16 protein-coding genes and 1 pseudogene are annotated in these 25,969 nt (G+C 49.8%); 6 read left to right on the plus strand and 11 right to left on the minus strand.

The genetic code is table 11. The annotated features are described in order from the left end of the window. Positions 1-2 precede the first annotated feature (2 nt). Together DXT99_RS27910 and DXT99_RS00165 are read right to left on the minus strand one after the other, a co-directional pair. Positions 3-1,129 (minus strand): annotated as a pseudogene (locus DXT99_RS27910) (ISAs1 family transposase). A 252-nt stretch (positions 1,130-1,381) separates the two neighbouring features. Beyond that, entirely contained in the window at positions 1,382-4,885 is a 3,504-nt protein-coding gene (locus DXT99_RS00165) for a ThuA domain-containing protein (RefSeq protein WP_115563492.1), read from the minus strand. A gap of 404 nt (positions 4,886-5,289) precedes the next feature. Here DXT99_RS00165 and DXT99_RS00170 point away from each other — a divergent pair, with 404 nt between their 5' ends. After that, the gene (locus DXT99_RS00170) at positions 5,290-6,156 is read left to right on the plus strand and encodes a sugar phosphate isomerase/epimerase family protein (RefSeq protein ID WP_115563493.1); all 867 of its coding nucleotides are present in this window, start codon (positions 5,290-5,292) and stop codon (positions 6,154-6,156) included. Between the two features lie 221 nt (positions 6,157-6,377). On the opposite strand, the gene DXT99_RS00175 is transcribed toward DXT99_RS00170, so the two are convergent. Next, positions 6,378-6,782: a SpoIIAA family protein gene (locus DXT99_RS00175; RefSeq protein ID WP_115563494.1), complete on the minus strand. Its 405-nt coding sequence runs from the start codon at positions 6,780-6,782 to the stop codon at positions 6,378-6,380. A gap of 283 nt (positions 6,783-7,065) precedes the next feature. On the opposite strand from DXT99_RS00175, the gene DXT99_RS00180 reads away from it, so the two are divergent. Continuing rightward, positions 7,066-8,991 (plus strand): hypothetical protein, encoded by a 1,926-nt coding sequence (locus DXT99_RS00180; protein ID WP_115563495.1) that lies wholly within the window; start codon positions 7,066-7,068, stop codon positions 8,989-8,991. A 46-nt stretch (positions 8,992-9,037) separates the two neighbouring features. Next, on the plus strand, positions 9,038-9,544 hold the full coding sequence (locus DXT99_RS00185) for a DUF421 domain-containing protein (protein ID WP_246000369.1): 507 nt from the start codon (positions 9,038-9,040) through the stop codon (positions 9,542-9,544). Positions 9,545-9,630: 86 nt separating this feature from the next. On the opposite strand, the gene trxA is transcribed toward DXT99_RS00185, so the two are convergent. The 3 genes from trxA to dnaE form a co-directional block, all read right to left on the minus strand. Then, the gene (gene trxA, locus DXT99_RS00190; RefSeq protein ID WP_115563496.1) at positions 9,631-9,957 is read right to left on the minus strand and encodes a thioredoxin; all 327 of its coding nucleotides are present in this window, start codon (positions 9,955-9,957) and stop codon (positions 9,631-9,633) included. Positions 9,958-10,230: 273 nt separating this feature from the next. Beyond that, positions 10,231-10,710, minus strand: a complete 480-nt coding sequence (locus tag DXT99_RS00195; RefSeq protein ID WP_262511345.1) for an REP-associated tyrosine transposase — start codon at positions 10,708-10,710, stop codon at positions 10,231-10,233. A gap of 324 nt (positions 10,711-11,034) precedes the next feature. Continuing rightward, the gene (gene dnaE, locus DXT99_RS00200; protein WP_115563497.1) at positions 11,035-14,655 is read right to left on the minus strand and encodes a DNA polymerase III subunit alpha; all 3,621 of its coding nucleotides are present in this window, start codon (positions 14,653-14,655) and stop codon (positions 11,035-11,037) included. Positions 14,656-14,936: 281 nt separating this feature from the next. On the opposite strand from dnaE, the gene DXT99_RS00205 reads away from it, so the two are divergent. After that, positions 14,937-16,265, plus strand: coding sequence for an MFS transporter (locus tag DXT99_RS00205; RefSeq protein ID WP_220273325.1), 1,329 nt, complete (start codon positions 14,937-14,939; stop codon positions 16,263-16,265). Between the two features lie 192 nt (positions 16,266-16,457). Here the strand turns inward: DXT99_RS00205 and DXT99_RS00210 are convergent, their stop codons facing one another. From DXT99_RS00210 to DXT99_RS00225, 4 genes are all read right to left on the minus strand, one after another. Next, the gene (locus tag DXT99_RS00210; RefSeq protein WP_115563498.1) at positions 16,458-19,052 is read right to left on the minus strand and encodes a LysM peptidoglycan-binding domain-containing protein; all 2,595 of its coding nucleotides are present in this window, start codon (positions 19,050-19,052) and stop codon (positions 16,458-16,460) included. Between the two features lie 323 nt (positions 19,053-19,375). Further along, the gene (locus DXT99_RS00215; RefSeq protein ID WP_115563499.1) at positions 19,376-20,020 is read right to left on the minus strand and encodes an O-methyltransferase; all 645 of its coding nucleotides are present in this window, start codon (positions 20,018-20,020) and stop codon (positions 19,376-19,378) included. A 112-nt stretch (positions 20,021-20,132) separates the two neighbouring features. Further along, positions 20,133-21,365 (minus strand): M16 family metallopeptidase, encoded by a 1,233-nt coding sequence (locus tag DXT99_RS00220; protein ID WP_115563500.1) that lies wholly within the window; start codon positions 21,363-21,365, stop codon positions 20,133-20,135. A gap of 361 nt (positions 21,366-21,726) precedes the next feature. Then, a complete protein-coding gene (locus DXT99_RS00225) occupies positions 21,727-22,509 on the minus strand; it encodes a hypothetical protein (protein WP_115563778.1) in 783 nt (260 codons plus the stop codon). A 425-nt stretch (positions 22,510-22,934) separates the two neighbouring features. On the opposite strand from DXT99_RS00225, the gene DXT99_RS00230 reads away from it, so the two are divergent. Next, a complete protein-coding gene (locus DXT99_RS00230) occupies positions 22,935-23,942 on the plus strand; it encodes a glycosyltransferase family 9 protein (protein ID WP_115563501.1) in 1,008 nt (335 codons plus the stop codon). 58 nt (positions 23,943-24,000) lie between these two features. Then, positions 24,001-24,582, plus strand: coding sequence for a thiamine phosphate synthase (locus DXT99_RS00235; protein ID WP_115563502.1), 582 nt, complete (start codon positions 24,001-24,003; stop codon positions 24,580-24,582). 90 nt (positions 24,583-24,672) lie between these two features. On the opposite strand, the gene thiH is transcribed toward DXT99_RS00235, so the two are convergent. Further along, a complete protein-coding gene (gene thiH / locus DXT99_RS00240) occupies positions 24,673-25,782 on the minus strand; it encodes a 2-iminoacetate synthase ThiH (RefSeq protein WP_115563503.1) in 1,110 nt (369 codons plus the stop codon). Between the last annotated feature and the right edge of the window lie 187 nt (positions 25,783-25,969).

Raw genomic sequence — 25,969 nt, forward strand, 5'->3', positions numbered from 1 at the left:
CGTTAAGTTCTAATGTACTTAGTCATCAGCGTGATTTTATTCGCAAAGGCCATGGTAGCGTCTTTCATCGAAAGAAACCCGCTTCTTCGAGCGATGTTTAGGGCCATGCTTTTCAATAGCGACAGGTTCTCCGGAGCCTGCCCCTTGCTGATGCCGTTGCTATCCTCCTTTAAGGTCACATCCTTCTCCCAATGCACCCGGTTCTCGATTCCCCAATGCCCCCGGATGGCCTCGGCCAGCATAGCTGCATCTGCTTTTTCACAGCTGCAGATGTAATAGCTGCTCCGCTCATAAGCCTTTCCCTGCCGCCTGCCCTGGCGCACCAGGCGAACAAACCACACCAGCCCCGGCCACTCGGCTCTTGCTTGCGCACTGGCTGGGAAGAAGTCCAGAACACGCTGCACCTCTCGTCCCCGGTTGTGCTCACTCTCCTGCCAATGCCCGGCCGCTGCCCCCTCAGCGGCTGCCTGCTGCATGGCTGTCAGCAGCTTTCGCTGGTTGCCCTTGACCTTTATCAGATAGTGCTGCCGCTGGGAGGCAATGAGCGCAACTGTTTTTTTTGACAGTGCAGTGCATCCAGCGTCAGCAGCAGGCCCCGTTGCTGCATCCTGCTTAACAAGTCCCGCACGCTCCCTATCTCGCTCTGTTTGCCGTTCTCGAATCGCTCCACCTCTTCTATCAGGCCTGTTTGCTGGCAGAAGGCACTGACCAGCACCACAAAGTTCTGCTGCTGGTTGTCATGCTCGCTCACTGTCGACCTGAGGCTTTTGCCGTCTATGCTCACGCTCCGGCCAGAGGCCTGGCCTTGTGCGCCTGCCCAGCGGCGGAAGGCATCTGCCAATGCTTTGAAGTCAAGGTTGATGAGCACTTGGCGAATGGTCACATGGCTGGGCAACTGCTTACGGCTAAGCCCCAGGCAAGAGACTAGCTCCTGCTGGTTGTGGCCTATGAAGCGCCCTATCTCCCGGTAGGCGCAGTAACCGCTCATGATGCTCATCACAATCATACACAGCGTCTCGGCCAAAGGGTAGCGTCGACCTTGTGCACGACGAAAATCTGGTACTTCCCGCAAACATGACAGTAAACTAACTCCGCTCGTTTCCATTTTTCCCTCCTTTTGCCAAACCATTTAGTTTACGTTAAGTAGAACTTAACGGCCTTACCCCTTTGAAGGGGGTAGGGGGATGATTACACCTGCAGACAAATCATTTAGGCAAACATTTCTCCGCAGTAGTTCAAAGATAATAGCGAAGGTCCTGGTGCTCCAGCCGCCTGTCATCCCCCTCACCCCCTTCAAAGGGGAACAACATCAAACTTGCCTATCAAATAACACAAGCTGCCATTGTTGGCTTTTTCACCGACAATAGCAGCTTGTAGAACTCTATGGATTCTGCACGGCAGAAGTCCCCTCTTTAAACTCAATCGTGCTCAGGGAAATGATGTCATTGTTTGGCTTGTCAGGCTTCACGACGATAAAATACACATCGTGTTTTCCGGTGGTGGGGGTGGTAACATCGCCTGTCACTTTTTGTGCCTCATCCCAGGAGCCGGTGGCTTTATAGGGCGTTCTGCTGATAACGGGCCCACCCTGCGAGTCGATTCGTACCTCGATTTCACCATCCTTGTCCTGAGAGGCATACTCATACGTGAACTGCTGAATACCCGTAAGGTCGACATTGCGGAGCAGGATATAGGATTTGTGGTCGCCCTGACTCAGGCTGTTGCCCCACCTCGGGAAACCAACGTGTGCATCGGCAAACGCTGTTTTTACCTTAGCATTACGGAGGGTGATAACATCTGAATTCGTTAGCGGACCAACTTCCTTGCCGCCCTTATCAGTATAAACAGCCATGAGTGTATACCTGCCTGCTGGCTCGTCTGCTTTATGGTCTTTCAGGGTGAGAGTGCCTTGTGCCGGTAATATAGTCTGTTCTTTCTTTTTATCGCTCAGAGATAAAATGTATTTCACCATTTCCTGCGCATCCTGCTGCGCTAATTGTGGGTGTGCACTCATCACATAGGTCTTGCCCCAGTTACCGCCGCCGCCATCAATTACCTTTTTTGCCAAAGTCGCTACTGCGTCCTCCTGGCCTTTATAACGTTGCGCTACCGCTGTGTAAGACGGGCCCACCGAAACCTTGTCAATTGTATGACAGGCCTTGCAATCGCTGCTGGCAATCAGGCTTTCACCAAGTGAAAGTGACTCGACAGTGGCCACGTCCTGGTGCCCCATAACAGGTGCTGCAGATTTGTTACCCTGCTGTGGATTGTAGTTAAAGTATACCTTGAGTTGCTTCGGGTCGATCTTGGTATCTTCTTTATCTGATACTGCCACAGTGTATGGCAAAGGCTTGTTCTCCCAAAAGAAGGATTTGTTACCAGGGGTGCTGATGTTGACAACGGGCATAGCATTGCCTACGCTTACCCTGATAGTATCAGTATTCACCAGCCCCTTTGTGTCAGTAACCCTCAGGATAGCATTGTAGATGCCGTTTTGGGTATAGGTATGTACCGGGTTTGGCTTGGTGGAGCCAACCGTTTTGCCATCAAACAGCCACTCATACGTTAGCTTGTCATCTTCGTCAAGGTCGCGGGTGCCACGGCTGCTGAACAGTACCCGTAGCGGCGCCTGTCCTATTGCTTCGCGTATTTCCGGCAGGTCTCTTTCGGAGGTCAGGAACACGCGCTTGTTGACATCGGCCACGGCAGCCGAATCCGTCAAAGTAGCTTTGGCGATGGGTGCGCGGTTGCCTCTGTTGTATTCGATTTTAACCAAACGCGCGTCATCGTTGTCCGCTCCGTAAACAGAACCATACTCCAGCATATACATCACGCCATCTTTGCCAAACGCCATGTCTATGGGGCGCCTGAAGTCACCATTAGCCGTCATAAAGGGTTCGCTGCGCAGGTAATTTTCATTCTCATCAAAGCGTGCGGCCATTACCCAGTTGCGCATCCACTCCATCAGGAACAAACTGCCGTCGTAGTATTCCGGGAATTTGCTGGGTGAGGTGGAATTAGGATCAAAAGTGTAGAAGGCGCCAGCCATGGCGCTTCTTCCGCCCACACCCAGTTCCGGAAACTCCTTCGAAGCAGCGTACGGGTACCAGATCATGGCTGGCGTGGCGGGTGGTAAGTTAGTGAGTCCTGTGTTATTAGGGGAGTTATTCACCGGCGCTTCGGGGTCGTAAAGAGGACCAGCTGTTTTGGTAGCGAAATCCCATTCGGCATAGGCGTAGTTATTGCCTACAAAATAAGGCCAGCCGTAATTACCCGGTTGCTTCGCCTGGTTAAACTCATCATACCCTCTCGGGCCCTGGATACTGTCTTTGCCGGCATCTGGACCTATCTCTCCCCAGTACAGCACAGATGTTTTCGGGTTCACAGCAATACGGTAAGGGTTACGCGTGCCCATCACATAAATTTCAGGCAGGGTTTTCTCCGTTCCTTTGGGGAAAAGGTTGCCTTCCGGAATGGTATAGGTGCCGTCCGGCTCCGGGTGAATGCGCAGGATTTTTCCTTTGAGATCGTTAGTGTTGGCGGCAGCCCGTTGCGCATCCATGCTATAGTATTCCTTGCCTGGCCTTTCATCTATCGGCGCATAGCCCTCCGACGGGAAAGGCGTCGTACTGTCGCCGGTGGATAGGTATAGGTTGCCGTCTTTGTCCCAGGCCAGCGAGCCGCCGTGGTGGGAGCCGCTGTTCTCCTGAACCGGAACCTGCAGTAGTACCTTTTCCGAAGCCAGGTCTAAGGTATTATCCGCACTTACCTTGAAGCGGGAGAGGTTGAATAAATAAGGTTCTTCTGCTTTTGGCGGGGAGTAATACAGGTAAATGAAATTGTTCTCAGCAAAGTTCGGGTCGAGTGTCACTCCTATCAAACCGGTACCACCCTTTCTTACCACCGGAAACTGGTGCAGGAGCTTGTTCTGACCTGTTTTAGTGTTGTACATGAAGAGACTGCCACTCAACTCTGAGTAGAAAATCCTTCCATCGTCGGAAACGGCCAGTTCCATGGGCACATTCAGGTCGTTTACCAGCACCGTTTTCATAAAGCGGTTTTGCTCCGGCACCACCTTCGCATAAGACTTGCTGTAATCCAATAGCTTGCCATCACCGATTGCATACTGAAGGCCACCCAGTAAGTGATTTACAAACAAAGAGTCGCTATAGCTCTCATCCATATGGCCGCCGCCGGTATAGAAAGCACGACCGCCATCAAACTCGTGGTACCAGGCAATCGGGTGGTTTGCCCCGTTTGTGCCACCCTCATAGGTGTTTTCGTCGAGGTTAGCCAGCACCTTAAGGCCAGGGTAGAAGGACTTGTAACTGTACCATTCATCGGTGCGCTCCCAACGGTCTGGCAAGCCTGCCGTGGCCGGATGGTTCTTGTCCAGGATTTCTACAGTCGCTTTGCGTTCGCCCGGGTTCAGCGGGTGACTGGAGAAGTGTGCGCCCATCAGCTTGTCGTACCAGGGCCAGTCGTACTCCGTGTCTGCCGCCGCATGGATGCCCATGTAGCCACCGCCTGCCTGTATGTAGCGCTCAAAAGCGGCTTCCTGCTCCGGGTTCAGCACGTTGCCGGTTGTACTCAGGAAGACAACAGCCTGATAATTCCGTAAGCTGTCATCCACAAAGTAAGAGGCGTTTATGGTTGTGTCGACCCGGAAGCCATTTTCCTGCGCCATCTTCTGAAAGGCGGCAATGCCATGGGGAATAGAGGTATGCTTCCATCCTTTTGTTTTTGAAAAGACCAGCACGCGTGGCGTAGCCGCCTCCTGTGAAGCTTGTTGTTTCGGGCTGAGGCAGGCGTATGCCCCAAGGGTTATACCTGAAAAGCAAAGTAAACGAAGCAAGTGCTTAGAGACCTGTGGCAGTTGTATCATGAATATAAAAGTAAAATTCAGTTTTGTGTGAGTACGCAATTACAAGATAGAAAAGAATGAAGTAAAAGGCATAGAAAGCTTCTGATTAGTTGCTGGTTAAAAGTAGATTCTGTATACTTGATATAGCTGTTTGAATTTCAGTTTGCTAGCATAAGTTGCGCAACAGTCCCAGTGGAACGACCTGTTAATGGCCTGATAAGCATTGAGTTACCTGAGATCCAGCGGAGCAATCTGTAATCGTACCCAAACAGGCCGCTCCGCTGGAGCTAAATAAGTATTCGTGCAAATTTCTATCAACAGATCGTCCCGCTGGGACTAGAAACATTAAGCATAAGTTTGCCTAGCATCAATCAATAGACAGAACAAAGCATAGACCTAATAGAGCATCTATCCAAAGTATCCATATGAAAAAACTGCACTTTATAATAGGCTTGTTGTGCCTCCTGCTTGTTGGCTATGACAGCGCGTTTGCCCAGGAACCTAAGCCTCTATTTCCTCAAACACCCGGTATGGCTGCCTATACCTATCGCTTCAGTTTCCCAAAAGGAGTGGAGGCTACGCTAGATACAATACGGGAGTTAGGTATAACAGAAATTGAGGTGGGGGTGAACACGTATGATCTGGAACCGGAGGCTTTCCGCCGGATGCTGGATACGCGTGGCATGACAGCTCCCTCGGTTGGTGTAGGGTATGAGCAGCTAATGGAAGACCCGCAGGAAATCGCCCGTAAAGCGAAGGTGCTGGGAGCGAAGTATGTGCAGGTAGCCTGGATACCGCATGAGAAGGATAACTTTAAGCTGGAAGACGCTCAGAAGGCAGTGGCTGATTTTAACCGGGTGGGCAAGGTGCTGCAGGAAAACGGCCTCACGTTCAACTACCACACCCACGGCTATGAAATGAAGCCCTACCAAAACGGCACCCTCTTCGATTATATCGCTGAGAACACAAATCCGAAATACGTATCTTTTACCATGGACATGCTGTGGACCTACCATGGCGGGCAGAACCCTGCCAATTTACTGCTAAAGTACCCTGACCGCTGGACGACCATGCACCTGAAAGACCTGAAAAAGGGCGTGAAAGGAGACTTTACCGGGCTTACACCGGTTGAGAACGACGTGGCACTGGGAGAGGGGCAGCTGGATATTCCGGCTATACTAAAGGCTGCGAAGAAAGTGGGAATCAAGCATTACTTTATCGAGGACGAAAGCCCGCGGGTGAATACGCAGGTACCCAGAACGATGGCTTATCTGAAAAGCCTGAAGGAGTAAGCCAGGCTGGTGCAGGCGCAGGTTTTTGGTGCTGATACAGGTTATCTGGCCAAACGAGTGCCTGCAACATTGAGATGGAGGCAATGCAGTATACCAGCTTTGCTACTGGACAAGGCTGGTAAGAGTTGGCGTTCAACCGTCGCCCTTGCTGCGAGTTTTCACCAGCAAGCGAATTATCGCTAACCTGTAGTTGTGATTGATTTTTTTAAAGAAGTTTATGCTCAGGCAGGGGATTTTGGACTTGGTGCTCTGTCGCCTGCGGGTGGATTTCCTTCATGTATCCATAGCCAGGCTTCCTTGCGCTGGCTAAAGTTAAAGTACTTTACTTCGGCGGTTGTAAAAGGTCGTGCTGCTTTTGCTAGCCAATCCATCCAGTCCTGGTCGCCTACAATGGCCGCTTTACTGAAGTCGGAGGCATGCTTCAGGTCGAACTTTATATCTTCATACAGGGCACGCAATGAATAGGCCTCCACATCCTGCACCTCAGCATAGACTTTGATTTTGCCGTGTTTCTGAATTTTGTCTTCCAGTACCGGAAGCATAACGTCATAGTCGTTTTTGTCTACATTACCGGAAATACGGAATGCAACCAGATCACCTTGAGATTCTTCTAGAATTTGTAGCATAGCAATAAAAGCTTTATACGAACTTTACTTTTAATACGTGGCAGCAAGCTGATGCGTTTAGAAGCAGATTTTAAGAGTGAATTGGCCTGCTGCTTTGTTTTTGGCGGCAGGTAGCACACCGCTCTTAACACCGCATGTCCTGGTACACCAGGTAAATTTCCCGCCGAAAATATTACCTGATGTTTCGCTTCTTTCGCGCACTTATATTCCTATTTTAGCGTTTGGCATCTCGAACGCTAAATCTCCATCATCGCAGCTACAGTACAAGTCAAACAACTCAATTATGAGAAGCATATCTTATATTCTCCTGATGCTGCTGCTTTGCCAGCAGGCCTTCGCTCAGCGCAACATCGAGACCCGCCTTGGGTATACCTACAGCGAGGATTACCAGTTTTCAGATGAGTGGCAGTACCTCTCCACCGACATCTACCTCTACAATGGCAGCCGTTTTAGCCGGGTGCTGAACGAGTTGGAGCGTGGGGTGCGCAAACCGAAGAAGAAGTATGACACGGGGCTGGAGAACCTTTTCATCACGGCGCAGCTCAAGAACATGAAGCTCTTTGGGAACGATGAAATTGTATACCCGCTCTATAACTTCTCCATCAGCGAAGACGGTAAAGAATATAAAACGCAGGTAAGCGACCACCAGGAGGTGGTGCGCATCATCGATAAAATGCCTTTAACCTCCACCAATTCCAGTATCGACGCGGTCATAAATGCCAAGGCAGTTACGAACAACGACGGTGATCAGGTGTTCAATCTTGTAGCCAACCAGTTGGTGAATATCTCCAGGCTCACCAATCCCTCTACAGCGGTTTTGTCGCTGATAGGTGAGTTTGGCAATTTGCTGAATGCCCGCGCCAATCGCAAAGAGTATAAGTTCAGTTCCACCATCCGGCTGTATGAGGGCCAGAACTTCGATACGCGCCTGCACTCGGTGCGTATCTATGTGTTTGTGCCCGGCGAAGTAAAAACGGTTACGATCAAATCGGTGAAGCTGGCAGATTACCTGCAGAAAAACCCCAACAAGCTGGACCGGAAGCAGCTGGAGGACGTGATTGGCTACAAAGACTATCCTTTTATGGTGGTGGCCAATTATAAATCGCTCTACAAAATGGACGTGCTCACCGGCGACGAGGTAACGCTGGACCTGATTGAAAAGCGGAAGCAGAAAATACAGAATGCCTATGAGCAAAAGCTGGTGAACGATGAAACATACCGCCACGAAAAGCTCTATGTGGAGTTTCTGAAGATTTTTGCTGAGATGCGGCAGAATCTGAACGCTTACCGCCTGAACTACCGCAATAACAGCCCGGACGTAAACGCAAAGAATCTGTTTGCCATTATTCAGGAGTACAAGCGCCTGAAAGGTACATTTGATGTGCGCGAAAAGGAGTTTGAAGAAAGCAGCACCTATCAGAACATCTTTAGAACAGAGTATCAGTCTATACTGAACAATGCAGATTTGTACCTGGAGGCAGACCATAACCTGAAGAACGGTAAACTGCTGGTGAACACGCTCCGAGACCTGGAGAACGAACCAAATACCTGGAACTCCCCGGAGAAGCGGGAAGCGGCCCTCACCCGGCTTTATGCAGTAGAGCTGCCAAAACCGGAGTTCCTGTCTGCCTCGGTAGAGGGTGAGGCCATTGTGCGGCTGATCACAAAGCTGGAGGACCAGCAGTACAACGAGGTATTCGCCAGGGATGTGGCGCAGCTAGGTGCAGTAGAGGCGACAGACGAAACTCTGCCAAAGCGCAATATCCTGTCAGACAAAGCGACGAATAGCAAATGCCAGACGTGCCGTGACAAAGTGCGTGAAGCAGTGACAGATTACAACAGGCGCTACGAAAGCTTTAAGCTGAAGCAGGCCCTGATGCAAAAGAACGAGCTGAACCAGGTAGCAGAGCAAATAGTGTTTAAATGCCTGAAGCGCCAACTGTGCATCCAGAATAACCTGCAGACCTTTGCCTCTGCTAACGAAAGCCCCGATCAGTACATCAGCCGCATGCATGAAAAGAATGAGTCCTTTGGCGTCGGCATCCAAACATTAGAACAATTAAACAAGCAGGAGCCTGACGAGGGGAAGCTGCAGAAAGTGCAGGAATACAACACAAGGCTGAGGCACCTGACGCAGGAGGTGGAGAGATCGTGCGAGATGCTCTACAACCTGGACAAGAACCTCTGCGACTGCGCTGATGCGGGCTAAGGCAGAGAAAAACGTTCCCCGCAGAGTTTCCGTTTGATGGGGATGTATGGGAGATTTTTTTAACATAGCTTTTGGCATACATGGGGAGGAATTAACCTGGTGGCAGATGTCAGTGCGGGCGGTCGTCGTATTTTTTGTCGCCTTGATAATTCTGCGCATCGGCAACCACCGCATTTTTGGAAAAAACTCTGCTTTTGATATTGTGCTGGGTATTATTTACGGTTCCATTCTCAGCAGAGCCATAACCGGAAACTCTCCTTTTATCCCCACCTTAGTTGCTGCTTTAGTATTGGTGCTACTGCATAAAGGCCTAGCTATCGTAGCCTATCATTCTAGTTTCGGCTTCGGCGACTTTATAAAGGGGGAGCGGGTGAAGCTAATAGAAGATGGTGATTTGATGCGGGATGCTCTGAAGAAAAACAGTGTAACGGAAAATGACTTAGAAGAGGCGCTTCGCAAATCAGGTACCGAAGCCGATTTAAGTAAAATCAAATCGGCCTATTTAGAGCGAAGCGGTAAAATCAGCGTTATCATGAAAGATGACAACGATTAAGAGCAGTCATGTATAAATAAAAGAGGCTCTCCTGCATAGCGGGAGAGCCTCTCTTTGTTTGTTAGAATAGGTATGTATTCTTCAGCTTACGCCATTTGTGACTCTAGTTTCTGAGACAATACGTTCTTAGGCACAGCGCCTACCTGCTTGTCTACTACTTCACCATTCTTGAAAACAAGAAGGGTTGGGATGCTGCGGATACCGAATTTAGCAGAAGTCTGCGGGTTGGCATCCACGTCTACTTTGCCGATAACGGCTTTGCCTTCGTATTCGCCGGCCAGTTCTTCTACAATCGGGCCTACCATGCGGCACGGTCCGCACCACTCTGCCCAAAAGTCTACTAATACGGGTTTATCTGAATTGATGATCTCATCAAAATTCGCGTCTGTGATTTCTATTGCTTTGTTAGCCATAATTTTAACGGTTTGTTGTGTTAAGTTCTATGTTTAAATATAGTAACAATTATAAGTTTGGCAAATATCCGCCCAAAATCAAATTACCTGACAAGCTGTCCTGCTATTTGCCTTTGGGGCTGCCATTCGCAATCGTTACTGTATATACTTACGGTATCGGAGCCTATCAGGGTATTATTTAATTTGTACCAACAAGTATAATTGAAAAATGTTTAAGCAGCCGGGGAAGAAGGAGAGAGGAGGTGCATTTTATCCTTTTATCATGGATATTTTTTATTGAAGCAGCTCTATCTCCAGTAGCTTGCTTTCGCCTGCATAGCAACTGGCTGAGCTGTAGCGGTAATGTTCCGGCTCATTTACCCATTCTGCCCGCACCGGGTTCTGGTGAATGTAGTCCAGCTTCTGCTCCAGAAAGGCGTTGCTATGCAGTTCCTTCGCCTCGTTTCCGTCCTGCCACAATTTGTAGTGCCGCACCTTTGGGTTTTGTCTGGCTGCAAATTCAAAGCGGTGCAACAGCCATTGCTTTCGGCTTTCCGGCTCCTCCTGTATGGCGGTGATAATTTTACGGCTGGTAAACTGCTTAAAGTCCCGGAGGATGTCTGAAAGGTTTTTGTCGTCTGCTGCCGAAGTGATCAGGTGCAGGTGGTTGCTCATCAGGCACCAGGCATGAAGGCGTAAACCTTTCTTCTCCTGACAAAACCTCAATGCATCCACGATAATATGTTTGTAGATGGGACGCGTGAAGATATCCACTCAGTCTACCACCGTCATAGTTAGAAAGTACAATCCACCGGGTACTATTTTGTTTTTGAGTCCCATGTTACTCTATACCCACTATGAGCAATTGCTGTTCTGGATTTCTTAATCCAGAACTAAGCCTGAAGCGGATTTCCTAATCCGCGTTAGCAGGAACACCAGTACGGGGATTAGGAAATCCCCGGCAGAAAACTTTCGGACTAAGAAGTCCGAAAGAGCAATAAGAGCAATAAAAAAAGAGGTATACCGCCGCAGCATACCTCTTTCTATACTTTTCGAAGCTGCGGAGATTTTTAAATCTCCCAGCTTCGAATCTTCTAATCAAATCAGCTTACATTCCCCCACGCCCATATCCTTAATAGTTGCCAGGAACAGCTTTGGGTCAATTCTATACTTGCGGGAGTACATCGGCAGGGCCAGTTTTTCCTCCGGCACGTGCAGGGTTATCTCCAGGCGCTTTTGACCAGAGCTCTCCACAATAGCATTTTCCAGTGCCTCGGCCAGGTTGGGTGTAAAGTGCTGCAGGTTGATGTTTATCTGTACGCCCTGCGCCATTTTTTCCATGATATCACCTAAGAGCTGGATGTTCTGCGGTTTCAGCTCCCACTGGTCTTCGGATTTATAACGCAGCTGCACTTTACCCCGGATAAACAGGTATAAACCCATCTTCAGGTAAGGCGAGAACTTGACGTAATCCTCTCCGAACAGCGCCATCTGCATGGAAGTGTCGTAGTCCTCCACCGTAAAGAGTGCAAATGGATTGCCGTTTCGGGCTGTGCGGATAACTATATCCGTTACCATACCGGCCACGTTCACGTCGCGGTTTTTGTATTCTTCTATTTTATTCAGCGGACAGGTACAGTAGGAGTCTATTTCCAGCTTAAACTGGTCGAGCGGGTGCCCGGACATATAGAAACCAACTACCTCTTTCTCGCGGCGGAGCATCTCGGCCTGTGTCCAGGGGGCTACTTCCGGTATTTTAGGCATGGGTGCAGCCACAGCAGCACCACCGCCAAACAACGACTGCTGGGCAGCCTGCAGTTCAGCCTGGTAGTTGTTGCCATACCGCACCGCTTTCTCCAGCAAGCTCATGCTTTCGCTTTCCGGCACCTCTACAAGTTGGGCACGGTGGTATAGGTCCCACGAATCAAAACCGCCAGCCAGCGCCAGGCTTTCAAAGGTTTTCTTGTTCACGGCACGCAGGTTCACCCGCTTCGCGAAATCGAAGATATCGCGATACAGTCCGTTCTCACGCTCCGCTATAATAGCATCCACCGCAGATTCGCCGGTTCCTTTTATCGCAGCCAAACCAAAACGGATGTTGCCCTGCTCGTTCACGTTGAACTTAAGTAAGGATTCGTTTACGTCCGGACCCAGCACCTGTACGCCCTGCTTGCGTGCCTCCTCAATAAAGAACGTCACCTTTTTGATGTCGTTCATGTTGTTGGTGAGCACGGCAGCCATGTATTCGGCAGGGTAATGGGCCTTCAGGTAACCTGTCTGGTAGGCCACCACGGAGTAGGCAGCGGAGTGGGAGCGGTTGAAGCCGTACTGGGCAAACTTCTCCATCACGTCGAACACCTCGGAGGCTTTCTTTGCCGGAATCTTGTGAATTTCAGCGGCACCGGCAATAAACTTCTCACGCTCCTCGGCCATCTTCTTCATGTCCTTCTTACCCATGGCGCGGCGCAGCAAGTCGGCACCTCCCAGGGAGTAGCCGGCCAAAATCTGGGCTGTCTGCATAATCTGCTCCTGGTACACCATGATACCGTATGAGTAGTTCAGAATAGGCTCCAGCAGCTCATGCGGATACTCTACTTCCTCTTTGCCGTGCTTCCGGTTAATGAAGTTCGGGATGAACTGCATCGGGCCCGGGCGGTAAAGGGCGTTCATGGCAATCAGGTCTTCAATGTTGGTCGGCTGCAGGTCCTTGAGGTACATGCGCATACCCTCCGACTCGAACTGGAACGTACCGATGGTGTCACCGCGCTGGTACAGCTGGTACGTCTTCTCGTCGTCTATCGGAATATTATCGATGTCAATTTCAACGCCGTGGTTCTTTTTTATCAGCTCCATAGCATCTTTGATGATGGTCAGCGTCTTTAAGCCCAGGAAGTCCATCTTCAGCATGCCCGCACTCTCAATCACTTTACCGTCGAACTGCGTCACGAGCAGGTCAGAATCCTTTGAGGTAGAAACCGGGATGTAATTCGTGATGTCATCCGGGGCGATGATAACACCCGCCGCGTGTATACCGGTGTTACGAATAGAGCCCTCCAGCTTCTCGGCCAGCTTCAGTACAGCGGCACGCGCGTCGGTTCCTTCACGGATGGCGGCCAGGTCGAGGTTCTCCATAAAGGCCTTTGCCAGCGTAGTACCCGGCGTATCCGGCACCATCTTCGCCATCTCGTTGGCTTCGGCAAGCGGCAGAGAAGTAGAACGCGCCACGTCTTTGATAGATGATTTCGCGGCCATGGTACCAAAGGTAATAATCTGGGCTACCTGCGTTTTGCCATACTTGTCCACCACGTAGTCGATCACGCGCTGGCGGTTCACGTCGTCAAAGTCAATATCAATATCGGGCATCGACACACGTTCCGGGTTCAGGAATCGCTCAAACAGCAGGTTATATTTAATAGGGTCGATGTTGGTGATACCGATGCAGTAGGCTACGGCAGAGCCAGCCGCCGAACCACGGCCCGGCCCCACAAACACACCCATATCGCGGCCACGGTTAATAAAGTCCTGCACAATGAGGAAATAACCGGCAAAGCCCATGGTCTCCACAATGCGCAGCTCGTAATCCAGGCGTTCTTCTATTTCAGGCGTGATATCGGTATAGCGTTTTTTAGCTCCTTCATAGGTAAGGTGGCGCAGGTAAGCATCGGCACCCGCATGTTCCGGCGGTATCGGGAAGTTAGGCAGCAGGATGTCGCGCTTCAGCTTCGGAGGCGTAATCTTGTCTACAATCTCGTTGGTGTTATCCACCGCCTGCGGCACGTCCTTGAACAGCTCGTTCATCTCCGCCTGCGTCTTGAAGTAGAACTGGTCGTTGGGGAAGCCGAAGCGTGTTTTCGGACCAGCCTCATCAATACGCTGCAGCATCTGCCTTACGCTGGCGTTGTTGCTATACTTGTTCCGGACGTTGTCTACTGTATCGTAAATCACCTTCTGGTCATCTGTCAGAAAGCGGTAATAGCGCGTGGCAAAGTCACCCACTGGTGTAGACTGATCCTCGCCGGTATTCACGCAGAGCAGGATATCATGCGCGTTCCAGTCGTCCTGGTCTACATAATGGGTGTCGTTGGTGCAGATAACCTTTACGTCATACTTCTTAGCCCACTTCAGCAGCACCTGGTTGATGTCTTCCTGGCTCTTGCCTGTGCCATCAATATTCTGCAGGCCGTGGCGCTGTATCTCTATATAGTAGTCCTCACCAAACACATCCAGCCACCACTTAAAGATCTCTTCCGCCTCTTCCTCTGTTTTCCAGAGGATGGCCTGCGGCACTTCGGCACCGATGCAGCAGCTCGTGGCAATCAGGCCTTTGCTATATTTTAAAAGGAGCTCTTTGTCCATACGCGGCCACTTGCTATACACACCTTCTATATAAGAGAGCGAGCACAGCTTCGCCAGGTTCTGATAGCCCTCCTGATCTTTGGCTAGCAGCAACTGGTGGTGGCGCACATCCTTCAGCTCTTTGGTGAAGGTTTTCTGATGGCGGTCCTTCACGAGGTAAAACTCGCAGCCCACGATTGGCTTCACGTTATACTTATTCGCCTCGGCCACAAAATTAAAGGCGGCAAACATATTACCGTGGTCCGTCATGGCTACGGCGGGCATGCCATCGGCCTGCGCCTTTTTCATGAGCGCGCTGATGCTGGCCTGGCCATCAAGCAGCGAGTACTGCGTATGGGTATGTAAATGCGAAAAAACTGGCATTTAGGGGGAATTATGAATTACAAATTATGAATTACGAATGACCTTTATATTAGAGGAAGTCTAAACATATTTGTCATTTCCGGGATGTTAAAAGTACGAAAAATAGAGCGGCTGCCCAAACCAAACAGTAGCTGGAACGATAACAAATAGGAGGTATAAATAGTCCCAGTTACAGCACTTGCTTTCACCTTGGTCGTAACATACTGCTGTTTAATCTATAACTCCGGAGCGGTATCACTACGTAAGTAAAAAGCTGTGCCAGGGAAGGAGAAAACTACTATATGGGAGAAGCGAAATCAGAAGGAAAGCTAAGCGGGATGTTCAGGGCGCTGCAATCGCGCAACTACAGGTTGTTTTTTGTGGGGCAGGGGATTTCGCTTATTGGTACCTGGATGCAGCAGATTGCGCTGAGCTGGCTCGTTTACCGCCTCACCGATTCGGTGTTCCTGCTAGGAGCTGTTACCTTCTCCAGCCAGATTCCCTCTTTCCTGCTCGGACCCTTCGCGGGTGTGGCCGCCGATAAATTTGACCGCCACAAGGTACTAGTCGTTACGCAATCGCTTTCTATGCTGCAGGCTTCCACGCTGGCTGTTCTGGTTCTGACCGATACTATTGAGATATGGCATATACTGGCGTTAAGTGCCGTACTGGGCGTTATCAACGCCTTTGATATTTCTACCCGGCAGGCCTTTGTTTTTGAGCTGGTGGAGAAGCGGGAAGACATCAGTAACGCTATTGCCCTGAACTCCTCCATGTTTAACATGGCGCGCCTTGTCGGGCCAACTATAGCGGGACTGATCATAGCGGTGGTGGGAGAGGGTATCTGTATTCTCATTAATGCAGTCAGTTATATTGCCGTGCTGGCCTCGCTGCTGATGATGCAACTGAAGCCTTTTGAGCGGGCAACGCAGCAACGCAAGGCCTGGCAGTCGTTGAAAGACGGTTTTCAGTACGCATTCGGATTTCCACCTATCCGGGCACTGATTACGATTGTGGCGCTGCTGAGCCTTTTCGGGATGCCGTTTAGTGTGCTGCTGCCTGTTTTTGCCCGCGATATTCTGCACGGCGGGGCCAACACGTTGGGCTACTTGATGGGGGCCTCTGGCTTCGGGGCTTTAGCCGGAGCCATGTTTCTGGCGCAGCGGAAATCAGTGGTGGGGCTGGGGAAGATAATTGTGGGGATGATGATCCTGTTTGGCTCCTCATTGATTGCCTTTTCCTTTTCAACCATGCTGGTGCTGTCTCTTTTGCTGATGCTGTTTTCCGGCTTCGGCATGATTGTGTCGATGGCCTCCTGCAACACCCTGCTGCAGACTATTGTAGACGATGACAAGCGTGGACGCGTGATGAGCCTCTATGCGACAGCGTTTATGGGCATGGCTCCCATCGGAAGTATGTTGGCAGGTGCCGTGGCAGAGCATATAGGCGTTGGGTATACGCTGGCCGGATGCGGCCTGCTGTGCGCGGTGAGTATTGTGCCTTTTGCTGTAAGTCTGCCACGCCTCCGGCAGATGGTGTGGCCCATCTATGAACGCCTCGGCATTGTGCCGGAGATTGCCACAGGCCTCCAGTCAGCCTCCAACCTGACGGCACCGCCGGAGGAAAGGTAGGTTTGGTTGTTGGTTGTTGGTTGTTAGTTATTAGGTTATGGGTGTTAGTGGTGAATTCTTACAAAGACAGGTTTGCTGATACTACACTACATAAAAGCAGAAAGCCGATATTCTATAGCCGGCTTTCTGCTTTAAGTATATATCCAATAACTATTTACTATCAACTAACAACCAGAAAGTAACAACCAACAACTACTTCTTCTTAATCAGCAGCTTCTCACCAACACTCACAGCAAAGTCTGACTTGTTGTTCCACTCCATAATGTCTTTAATGGTGACACCATACTGGCGGGAAATCTGGTACATACTTTCGCCACCGGCCACGGTATGGTACCCGGTGCTTGGTACAGCACTGGTTTCTGCTGAGCCGGACTCAGTGGCTGTTGCCGTAGCGCCTGCAGGTGCCTTCACGCGCAATTCCTGACCTAAACGAATATTGTTGTCTGTCAGATTATTCCAGTTACGCATATCTTCCAGCGAGACATTATACTTTTTCGATATCTGGTAGAGTGTTTCACCGGCTACTACCGTATGATAGTCGCTGGTGGTGGAAAGCATAGTGGCAGGTACATCATCTTCTGCTGTTTCCTCCAGCTCCGGTTGTACCAGGGGTTCTGCTATCAATAACTCCTGGCCCATTTGTATCGGGGCATCACCCAGTTTATTCCAGGCAGTCAGGTCATTCACTGTTACGGCATACATTCTGGAGATGCTGTAAAGCGTTTCTCCCTGCTTTACCACATGTTTTGTCGGTTTAGGGGCTGGCTGTGGTGCCGCCACAGGAGCTGCTTCCTCTTTCTTAACAGTAGTGGCTGGCTCCGTAGCAGGCGTGGCGGCTGGCTCTCTGAAAATATCCTCTGGTTCTCTCGCCGTTCCGTCTTTTGCCCCAATGTTCCATTCTTCTGTCTGCTTCTCTACCAGCTCTTCTTCCTGCTGCACCTGTTCCTCTTCTTCCACAGGTAAAGGGCTGGTGTTGAGTGTGTCAACTTCAGTTGGCGACATTTCACCTGTGGCAGGCAGCGTATCAACGGGTGCTTGCTGCGCAGGCTCTTGTACAGGCTCTATGGAACCTGTTTGTGGATACAGCGCCGGCTGCTTTTTCTGAGATTCCGTTGCCGGCACCTTAGTGACAGGTGCTTCCGCAGTCTTCATCGCTTCTGTCTTCTCTGCTTGTATTCTTTCCTCCTTTACGGCCTCTAACCATTCTTCCTCCGTTGGTTCAGCTTTTACGGCTACAGCTGCTTCAGTAGCTACAGCCGGGGCAGGATCTGGTGCCTTTGTCTTCGTTTCAACAACTACTGGTTTTTCGGCTACTACAATTTCCTCTTCCTCCTCTACTTGTTCCTGCTGTTCAGGCTGTGGATTTTTGAAGCGCTTAAAGCTGTTGATGAATCGCTTGAAAATATTGCCCTCAGAAGCTGGCTTTGACTGAGAAGCTTTCTCTTTATCCTGCTGTCTGTCATCCTGCCTTGATGGAGTTGCGGCCGCTGCTGGTTGATTAGAACTAGGCGCGGTAGCCGTTTTTGCCTGTGCCTTGTTCAGGTCGCGTACCTCCACGGGCGTGTGGGCTGGTCTGCGTTTCTGAAGCCACAGTACGCGGCCGGGCACGGGTACCTCTCTGCGGTTCATGCGGTTTTTGAAAAGCAGGTAGTTCAGCCTGATACCATAATGTTGCGAAATCAGCTGCATCGTTTCCCCTGGCTGCACCACATGGTATTCCGCATCGGCGGTCATGTTTTTCTTCTCAGTGTAATATGCTGCACCAGGTACAATGTCATCGAAATTGTGCAGGTCGTTATACTTCAGGAATTTACGGGTAGAAAGGCCCGCTTTCATGGCGAGCTTGTCTTTCGTGTCGCCAGGTTGCGCGGTAACAGTGCTCAATCCGTTCCGTTTCGAAATTCTTGCGCTTAAGCCTTTTCTTGTAGTTGCAGGAGTAGCCATGTCTTTTGACGCTAAGAGGCCTCCATCGCTGTTGCCGTTGCGCACTGGTACCATCACATAATAATCCTTATCAGACGGAATAGAGCTGCCTAACAGCCATTTGTTATACTTCTCTAATTCAGCATAGTCTGTTTGAGTAGACATGGCGATATCGGCTAAACTCTGACCCGGAGTGCCGCGCATCTCGCGCAACGACAGTGCAGGTGGATTGGCTTTGCCAACAAAAGCGTCGTAAGCGATTTTGTGCGCCAGGAAGGTAATTACGTACGGGTGCGACTTTTCGGTAACATCCATTTTGCGGGCACCATTATCCGAAGGGCTGGTATAAGGCTTCGCCCCTGTATAGCCCAGGTAGTACGAAAGCAGCGAGTTAAACCAGTTGTTGTAGTACTTATTGCTGCGCAGGAAATATTTAGCGGCGCCACGACTAGCCTCAATAATATGGCGGCGTTCATCTATTTTATTGTCCATGCGCAGGTTAAAATCCAGGGCAGCCTCCCGCTTAAATTGCCAGTAGCCAACTGCGTTAGAGGTAGAAACGGCGTCGCCGAGTAGGCCGCTTTCCTGCAGAGCAAGGTACTTATAGTCATCCGGCACACCTTCCTCCTTGAAAACGCGCTCAATAACAGGGAAATAAGTATCTGCCAGATCTACCTTCATTTTAAAGTAAGTCTGATTGCGGTGCAGCGCGTCTACCTTTTTCTGGATTTCCTCCTGTGCCCCGTCAGATATCTGGAGTTGGATGTCGGCGAAGTACACGTTTTTAGGCACAGTAACGAGTTGTGCCAGGGCCAGCAAGGGCAGGAACAACAAGGCTATAAGGCTGCTGAAGGACTTTTTCATGGCTTGGTACTTTACAATGTTGGCTAAACGTTGAATTTGTTGCTCTACTTTCTGTTGAGTTAAAGCTTGTTAAATAGCTAAGGGCTAATATGTTCGAAAGGTAATATCTAGCATCGCAAAAATAACGCAATTTGCCTCGCTTTTTAAAACGCTTCGCCAAGTTCTTACATTATATTTTTGGGCTAAGAACAGCCCCGGAAAGGGAATAATGGAGTTGAGAAAAGTAAAGTGCAGTAGGTTAGGGTATTAGCTAATGGAAGGGCAGCGGGTGGGCTAAAAAGAAAAGCGGGAGAACGTTTTGCTCGTCCTCCCGCTCTTATATCTTATTTTTTGCGTGCCACCATCAGGCCGTCGCGTATGGGGAGCAGTATGTTTTCTACCCGCTCGTCATCCTGCACTTTCTTATTGAAGTCAATCACTGCTTTGGTGTCCTCATCCAGCTTCCGGCGGTATTTCTCCAGCACTTTGCCGCTCCACAGCACGTTGTCAGCAATAATGTAGCCACCCGCTCGCACCTTGTCAATGACCAAGTCATAGTAGGTGGCGTAATTAATTTTGTCAGCATCAATAAACACCAGGTCATACTGCGCATCAATGGCCGGAATAATCTCCAAAGCATTGCCTATGTAGAACCTGATACTTTCTGATAGTCCTGCTTCCTCAAAATAGCCCCGCACCCGCTCTTCCAGCTCTTCGTTTATATCAATGGTGTGCAGGGTGCCACCTAGTTGCAGCCCCTCGGCCATACATAGTGCGGAGTAGCCGGTATAGGTGCCAATCTCCAGAATCTGCTTTGGCTGTATCATTTTCGAGAACATCGACAGCAAGCGACCCTGCTGATGCCCCGAGAGCATGCGCGGTCGCAGCACACTCAGGTGCGTCTGGCGGTTTATCTTATGCAGCAATTCATTTTCCGGTGAGGTATGCTCCTCTGAGTACTGCAGCAGTTCTTCGTCTATGAATTCCATTTTGTTTGATTGTTTATCATTTATTGCTGATTGTTGGGTGGTTTAATTGCTGAACGGTAAGACTTTATAGAATCTCATACTGTTAAAACGAACAACAATCAACAATCAATGACTAATTCGGCACATAATTCAGGATGCTAAGCTGGTCTTCGCGGAGGGCGTCGTTGGCGATGTCCAGGAGGTCGGTGGCGGTGATGTTTTTGATTTGGCTGAAGATTTCGTTTAGCGAGTCTACCCGGCCTTGGTCCAGAAGGCTCTTGCCGATCATCATCATCAGGCCCATGTTGCTTTCCTCGGCCATAGCCAACTGCCCCATCAGCTGCTCTTTGGCAGTATGCAGTTGCAGGGAGCCAAGCGGCTTCTCCCGCAGCTTTTTCAGTTCCTTCAGCACCAGCGAGGTAGTGCGTTTCAGTTGCTTTTTCTCTGTGCCGAAGTAGATGGTGAGCAGACCTGTGTCGAGGTAGGTTGCGTAGTTGGCGTCTATGGTATACACCAAGCCATGCTTTTCGCGCACTGCCAGGTTCAGGCGCGAGTTCATGCCAGGGCCACCCAGTATGTTCACAAGCATGAAAAACGGGATGCGGCGCTCATCGGAGAGGGCGTAGGCAGGAGTGCCCACCACACAATGCGCCTGCGAAATCGGCTTTTCAAGGGTAATGGACTTCGGCGTGTAGTGGCTGAACGGAATGCGCTCCCGGTGCTTTTTCATCTCCGGAATATCGCCCAGGTACTTCTCCGCCAGTTTCAGCACCTTCTCGAAAGGCAGGTTACTGACAGAGCAGAATATGAGCGAATCAGTACTCAGGTTGCGGTCCAGGAAATTCAGGAAATCCTGCTTCTCAAAGCTGGAAACACTTTCTTTCGTGCCGAGGATGTTGTTTCCCAAAGGATGGTGGTCATACACAACGGCGTCAAACTCGTCTACAATGGCTTCTTCCGGTGTGTCTAGGTACATGGCCATCTCTTCCAGAATCACGCCCCGCTCTTTCTCAATCTCCCGCTCCGGGAATATGGAACGGAAGGTAATATCCGTCAGCAGCTCAAATGACTTATCAAAATGCTTGTCCAGCACGGAGGAGTAAAAGCAGATTTTCTCCTTTGTAGTATAGGCGTTCAACTCACCACCCACAGACTCAAGCCTGTTGAGGATGTGAAACGACTTTCTTTTTTCTGTGCCTTTAAAGGCCATGTGCTCCCAGAAGTGAGCTATTCCTGTTTCGTTGGGAAGTTCGTCGCGGCTGCCGATATCCATTATAAACCCGCTGTGGGCTATTTTGGTATGCTGCACCTGCTTGTGTACAATTCTTATCCCGTTGGGTAAAGTATGAATATGATAATCAGGCATTCAATATCGATTTTAGGCTTGCAAAGGTACGGAAAAAGTCGCAGAATCCTTTTAGTGCTTCAAATTCCGAACGGTGGCTGTGCCTGCAAGACTGTGCTTTTAAAAAGAGGCATGCTTCCAGAAGTACTGAAGGCAATTCATCAAGATGTTCGCAACAGTCCCAGCGGGACGCCCTGTTGATAGCCTGATGGTCTAAAAGCAAATTAGCTCCGTAGGAGCGGCATGTTAGGGTAAGCTTACAGGCCGCTCCTACGGAGCTAAAGAAGGAATGAATCTTATTTCTATTAACAGAACGTCCCGCAGGGATTAAAACGCGGCTTTGCGTGCTATATGCCAATATGCGTACCTAAAAGCTTAAATTCTAGCGTGCAGCTTTCTTACTGGTAGCAGGTTTATTCTGGGTTGTGTTGCGGCCTCCTACATTGATTACAAAGCCAAGCGAGAAAACAGAGTAACCGGCGGTCAGGGATTTGCGGTTCTTCAGACCGAAGTTTGAGCCGCTGGAATACTGAAGCTGCACGGATGGGTTCAGGGTCAGGCGGGTGTAGAAGATAGGCTCCAGAAAGATATTGTCTTCTTCTGCCGCCGGCAAACCGTTAAACAAGTGCTTGTTCATGTTTATGTAACTGGCCCGTAAGGCAGTACCATAGTTCAGTGGGTATTCGTTGCCAAACAGGCGCAGCGACTTTTTCCTTTTAGAGCTGAAATTTACCTGAACAAAATACTTGCTGAAGCTTGCCTCGCGCCGTTCAGAGGTAATAACGCCCTCGTCATTCTCTTCTCTTTCAGTACGGTCGCTGCTGCCGCTGCCAAAACCACCATACACCTCTAAAACACGGTTATTTTCTGGCCCAAAGGAGGTGAAATAACCACCGCCTGCTTCAATCAGGTTATGTTGAAGGTCTCTCTTTTTGCGCTCGCTGTTGAGCATAGAGCCATTTACCAACACCGCAAAGTGGTCGGTAACGGCATAGGCTGTGTTAAATGTGAAGTTACCCTTCGGTGTTATGTGGCCTCCTGTGCTCAATTCCCCCTTTTGAGTAAACATGGGTACGTTGGGCACGTTGGGCATATACGTAGAAACGCAGCCGGACATGGAAAGCAGAAGGCCTAATAAGCCAGGAAGGAATAAAGTTCTTTTCATATAATAGTAAAAGGTAATGATAACAGGCGGAAAAGATGTCTGCTGACTTTCCTCCCCTGTCGATGATGTATCTTTGTACCCGCTAAGGCAGGTGCACTCCAAATAGGCAGCGGCAGCTGCATGAGGGGTTGCCAATCCATGTTCGGAAAGGCGACTTGCCTGCATCACCAAAGCAACCCATTACAAATATCAATACTCAAATCGATATTTTATAAGAATATCAGAACTATTGAGTTAAAGTAGTTTAATGTTTAGTTTAAAAACAGCCTTCACTTTGCAGAAATGAGCAATATACTATATATTGCTTTTTAGCATAACCGGCAACGATTTCTCAACTGTTCATTCCCTGCCGGTTGCTCCCTTTCAGGCTATATTTTTTAACCCAGCGCGCTTTGGTGTAGCTTTACCGGAAGCTTATTATCAGCATGAAGAAAATCCTTATTATACAAACAGCTTTTTTGGGGGATGTGGTACTCGCCACGGCTTTGGTGGAGAAGCTGCATGCTTTTTACCCGGAGGCGAAACTGGACTTTCTGCTGCGCAAAGGAAACGAAGCACTGCTGAAAGGGCATCCTCTGTTACGGGAAGTGCTTGTGTGGGACAAGCAGCAGGGCAAGTATAAAAGTCTGCTGAAATTACTGAAGCAAATCAGGGCAGAACAGTATGACCTGGTGGTGAACGTGCAGCGCTTCGGGGCCACAGGCATTCTGACTGCTTTTTCGGGAGCGAAGGAAACAGTAGGGTTTGAGAAGAACCCCTTCTCCCGCCTCTTCACCCGCCGCTATGTGCACGATGTAAAGTCGGGCACGCACGAGGTGGAACGCAACGACATGCTCATCCAAAGCCTCACAAATGCCATTCCTTCCAAACCAAAGCTGTACCCCTCGCAGGCTGATTTCGCAAAGGTGCAGGAGCTGAAGGAGGTGCCGTTTATCTGTATGGCCCCCACTTCGGTGTGGTTCACAAAGCAGTATCCGGCAGAGCAGTGGGTACAACTCATCAACAGCCTTGATCCTGCTTACAGAATTTACCTGCTGGGTTCACCTGCTGATAAAGCACATTGTGCCGCCATCATCAGCCAAAGCACTAGCCAGCGCGTTCAGAACCTCTGCGGGCAGTTGAACCTGCTGCAGTCGGCAGCGCTTATGCGGGATGCCGTACTCAATTACGTGAACGACTCCGGCCCCATGCACCTGGCCTCTGCGCTGAATGCCCCTACCTGTGCCATCTATTGCTCTACAGTGCCGCGCTTTGGCTTCGGTCCACTCTCGGATTTTGCCCATGTGGTGGAGCGGGAGGAGCCGCTTTACTGTCGCCCCTGCGGCCTGCATGGCTACAAAGCCTGCCCGGAAGGCCATTTCAAATGTGCCCGCGAGATACGGAATGAGCAGCTGCTGGAAGTTCTGGAAGTTAGAGAGATGGAAAGAAGTTAGAAAGTTAGAGTGTTAGAAAGTTAAAATGTGGTGATGTATAAGTTATGAATCATTTTTGATGCAACTGATTGTGATTACATCACCGGAGCGGGTTGAGCGGGAGCATGAGATCTGTTTCAGACTTTTTGAGTTAGGCTTGCAGACGCTGCACCTGCGCAAGCCGGAGGCAGGTATTAATGAGCTGCGAAACTGGCTACAGCAGCTGCCGGAGCAGTATCATAGCCGGCTGATGCTGCACACGCACCACGCGCTGGCGCAGGAGTTTGCGGTAAAGGGCCTGCACTTCAGAGAAGCTAACAGAGCCGCTGCAGCCACAACAGCTAAGCTTGACCTCACTTTTTCCACGTCCTTCCATACTTTAGAAGACATACAAAAGCCTCGGTCATACTTCGACTACGCTTTTCTAAGCCCAATTTTCCATAGTATCTCAAAAAAAGATTATCCAGCTGCCTTTACCTTAGATGAGTTGGAAGAAACTTTGCCAAAGGCTACGCTGCCTATAATTGCCTTAGGAGGTATAAAGTCAGATAAATTGCCGCAGGTGCAGGAACTTGGTTTCGCAGGAGCCGCCGTGTTAGGCGCCATTTGGGACCAGCCAGAGCCGGTGGAGGCATTCAGGAATCTATTAAACGCTTTATAAATCCCGACAAAGACCTCGCAGCTCCTGCGAGCATCTGAAAACGCTCTAATTTCTTAACTTTCTAACCCTCTAACTCCTAAACTCTCTTCTCTAACTCAACCCGCTGTCCCAGTCTTTCCATATCGCGTCGTAGCCCTGGTGACGAATCATCTGCACCATCTCAGCTGGAGTTCGTTCGTCGCTTATCTCGAACTGTTCCAGCGCATTTACGCCAGATGCATAGCCTCCCGGATCTGTTTTGGAACCCGCACTAATAGACGTAATTCCTAATTTTATAACATTGTTGCGAAAATGCTGGCTCTCACGCGTTGACAGTGACAGTTCTACCTCTTCGTTCCAGATACGGTAGGCACAAATTAACTGTACCAGCTCCCTGTCGTTCATGTCTACTTTCGGTGGGAGCCCACCGGAGAAGGGGCGGAGCCTTGGGAAGGAGATGCTATACTTGGTTTGCCAGTAGGTGCGCTCCATGTACTGCAGGTGCAATGCTGTGTAAAAGCTGTCGGTGCGCCAGTCTTCAAGCCCAATCAGCACACCCAGTCCAACCTTATGTATGCCTGCTTTACCCAACCTGTCCGGCGTTTCGAGACGGTACTGGAAGTTCGATTTTTTACCCTTGGGGTGATGCTTTTTATAATCCTCCTGGTGATACGTTTCCTGGTAGACCAGTACGGTGTTCAAGCCCAGCGGAATAAGCTGTTCATACTCCTCTTGGTCCAGCGGCTGTACTTCCATGGAGATGTGGGAGAAGTGGGGGCGCAGCAACTGCAGTGCTTCTTTGAAGTATCCCACGCCCACTGTTCTGTTTGCTTCGCCAGTTACCAGCAGCACATGGTCGTAACCGTAGCTTTTAATCACCTCTACCTCCTTCAGAATCTGCTCTGGTGTGAGGGTGGTGCGGGGCATGGGGTTATCGAGGCTGAAGCCGCAGTAGGTGCAAATATTCTGGCACTCGTTGGACAGGTATAGGGGCAGATACATCTGCAGCGTTTTTCCAAAGCGCTTCTGTGTGAGCTGCTGGCTCAGCGCCGCCATCTGTTCCAGGTAAGGAGCAGCGGCAGGTGAGATTAGCGCCTTGAAATCCTCTAAAGTTCGTATGGGCTTTGCCAGTGCATGCGCTACATCTACTGCCGTTTTAGCGTAGATGCTTTGCTTTACCTCGTCCCAGTTCTGTTGTTCAAATATAGCTTGGAAAGACATAGGGTTATTTAAATGCTGCTTAAAAAGAATGTGCTTGCCTTCTCACTTTTGTCATTCTGAAAAGATTCTGTAGGAAAGCCAGTAAACAAGTTGATGAAGCGTTATGAAAGTTTGCTAACAAAATTCTTTCAGAATGACAGTAGGTATAGAGCTAATTAATTCAGGTTGCGATGTGCTCATTTCACTG

The organism is Pontibacter diazotrophicus (assembly GCF_003367245.1).
Classification (GTDB): Bacteria; Bacteroidota; Bacteroidia; order Cytophagales; family Hymenobacteraceae; genus Pontibacter; species Pontibacter diazotrophicus.

Excerpts from the sequence above, each read along its gene's own strand:
- DXT99_RS00165 (WP_115563492.1), bottom strand. The coding sequence starts at position 4,885 with ATGATACAACTGCCACAGGTCTCTAAGCACTTGCTTCGTTTACTTTGC.
- DXT99_RS00170 (WP_115563493.1), top strand. The coding sequence starts at position 5,290 with ATGAAAAAACTGCACTTTATAATAGGCTTGTTGTGCCTCCTGCTTGTT.
- DXT99_RS00175 (WP_115563494.1), bottom strand. The coding sequence starts at position 6,782 with ATGCTACAAATTCTAGAAGAATCTCAAGGTGATCTGGTTGCATTCCGT.
- DXT99_RS00180 (WP_115563495.1), top strand. The coding sequence starts at position 7,066 with ATGAGAAGCATATCTTATATTCTCCTGATGCTGCTGCTTTGCCAGCAG.
- DXT99_RS00185 (WP_246000369.1), top strand. The coding sequence starts at position 9,038 with ATGGGAGATTTTTTTAACATAGCTTTTGGCATACATGGGGAGGAATTA.
- trxA (WP_115563496.1), bottom strand. The coding sequence starts at position 9,957 with ATGGCTAACAAAGCAATAGAAATCACAGACGCGAATTTTGATGAGATC.
- dnaE (WP_115563497.1), bottom strand. The coding sequence starts at position 14,655 with ATGCCAGTTTTTTCGCATTTACATACCCATACGCAGTACTCGCTGCTT.
- DXT99_RS00205 (WP_220273325.1), top strand. The coding sequence starts at position 14,937 with ATGGGAGAAGCGAAATCAGAAGGAAAGCTAAGCGGGATGTTCAGGGCG.
- DXT99_RS00210 (WP_115563498.1), bottom strand. The coding sequence starts at position 19,052 with ATGAAAAAGTCCTTCAGCAGCCTTATAGCCTTGTTGTTCCTGCCCTTG.
- DXT99_RS00215 (WP_115563499.1), bottom strand. The coding sequence starts at position 20,020 with ATGGAATTCATAGACGAAGAACTGCTGCAGTACTCAGAGGAGCATACC.
- DXT99_RS00220 (WP_115563500.1), bottom strand. The coding sequence starts at position 21,365 with ATGCCTGATTATCATATTCATACTTTACCCAACGGGATAAGAATTGTA.
- DXT99_RS00225 (WP_115563778.1), bottom strand. The coding sequence starts at position 22,509 with ATGAAAAGAACTTTATTCCTTCCTGGCTTATTAGGCCTTCTGCTTTCC.
- DXT99_RS00230 (WP_115563501.1), top strand. The coding sequence starts at position 22,935 with ATGAAGAAAATCCTTATTATACAAACAGCTTTTTTGGGGGATGTGGTA.
- DXT99_RS00235 (WP_115563502.1), top strand. The coding sequence starts at position 24,001 with ATGCAACTGATTGTGATTACATCACCGGAGCGGGTTGAGCGGGAGCAT.
- thiH (WP_115563503.1), bottom strand. The coding sequence starts at position 25,782 with ATGTCTTTCCAAGCTATATTTGAACAACAGAACTGGGACGAGGTAAAG.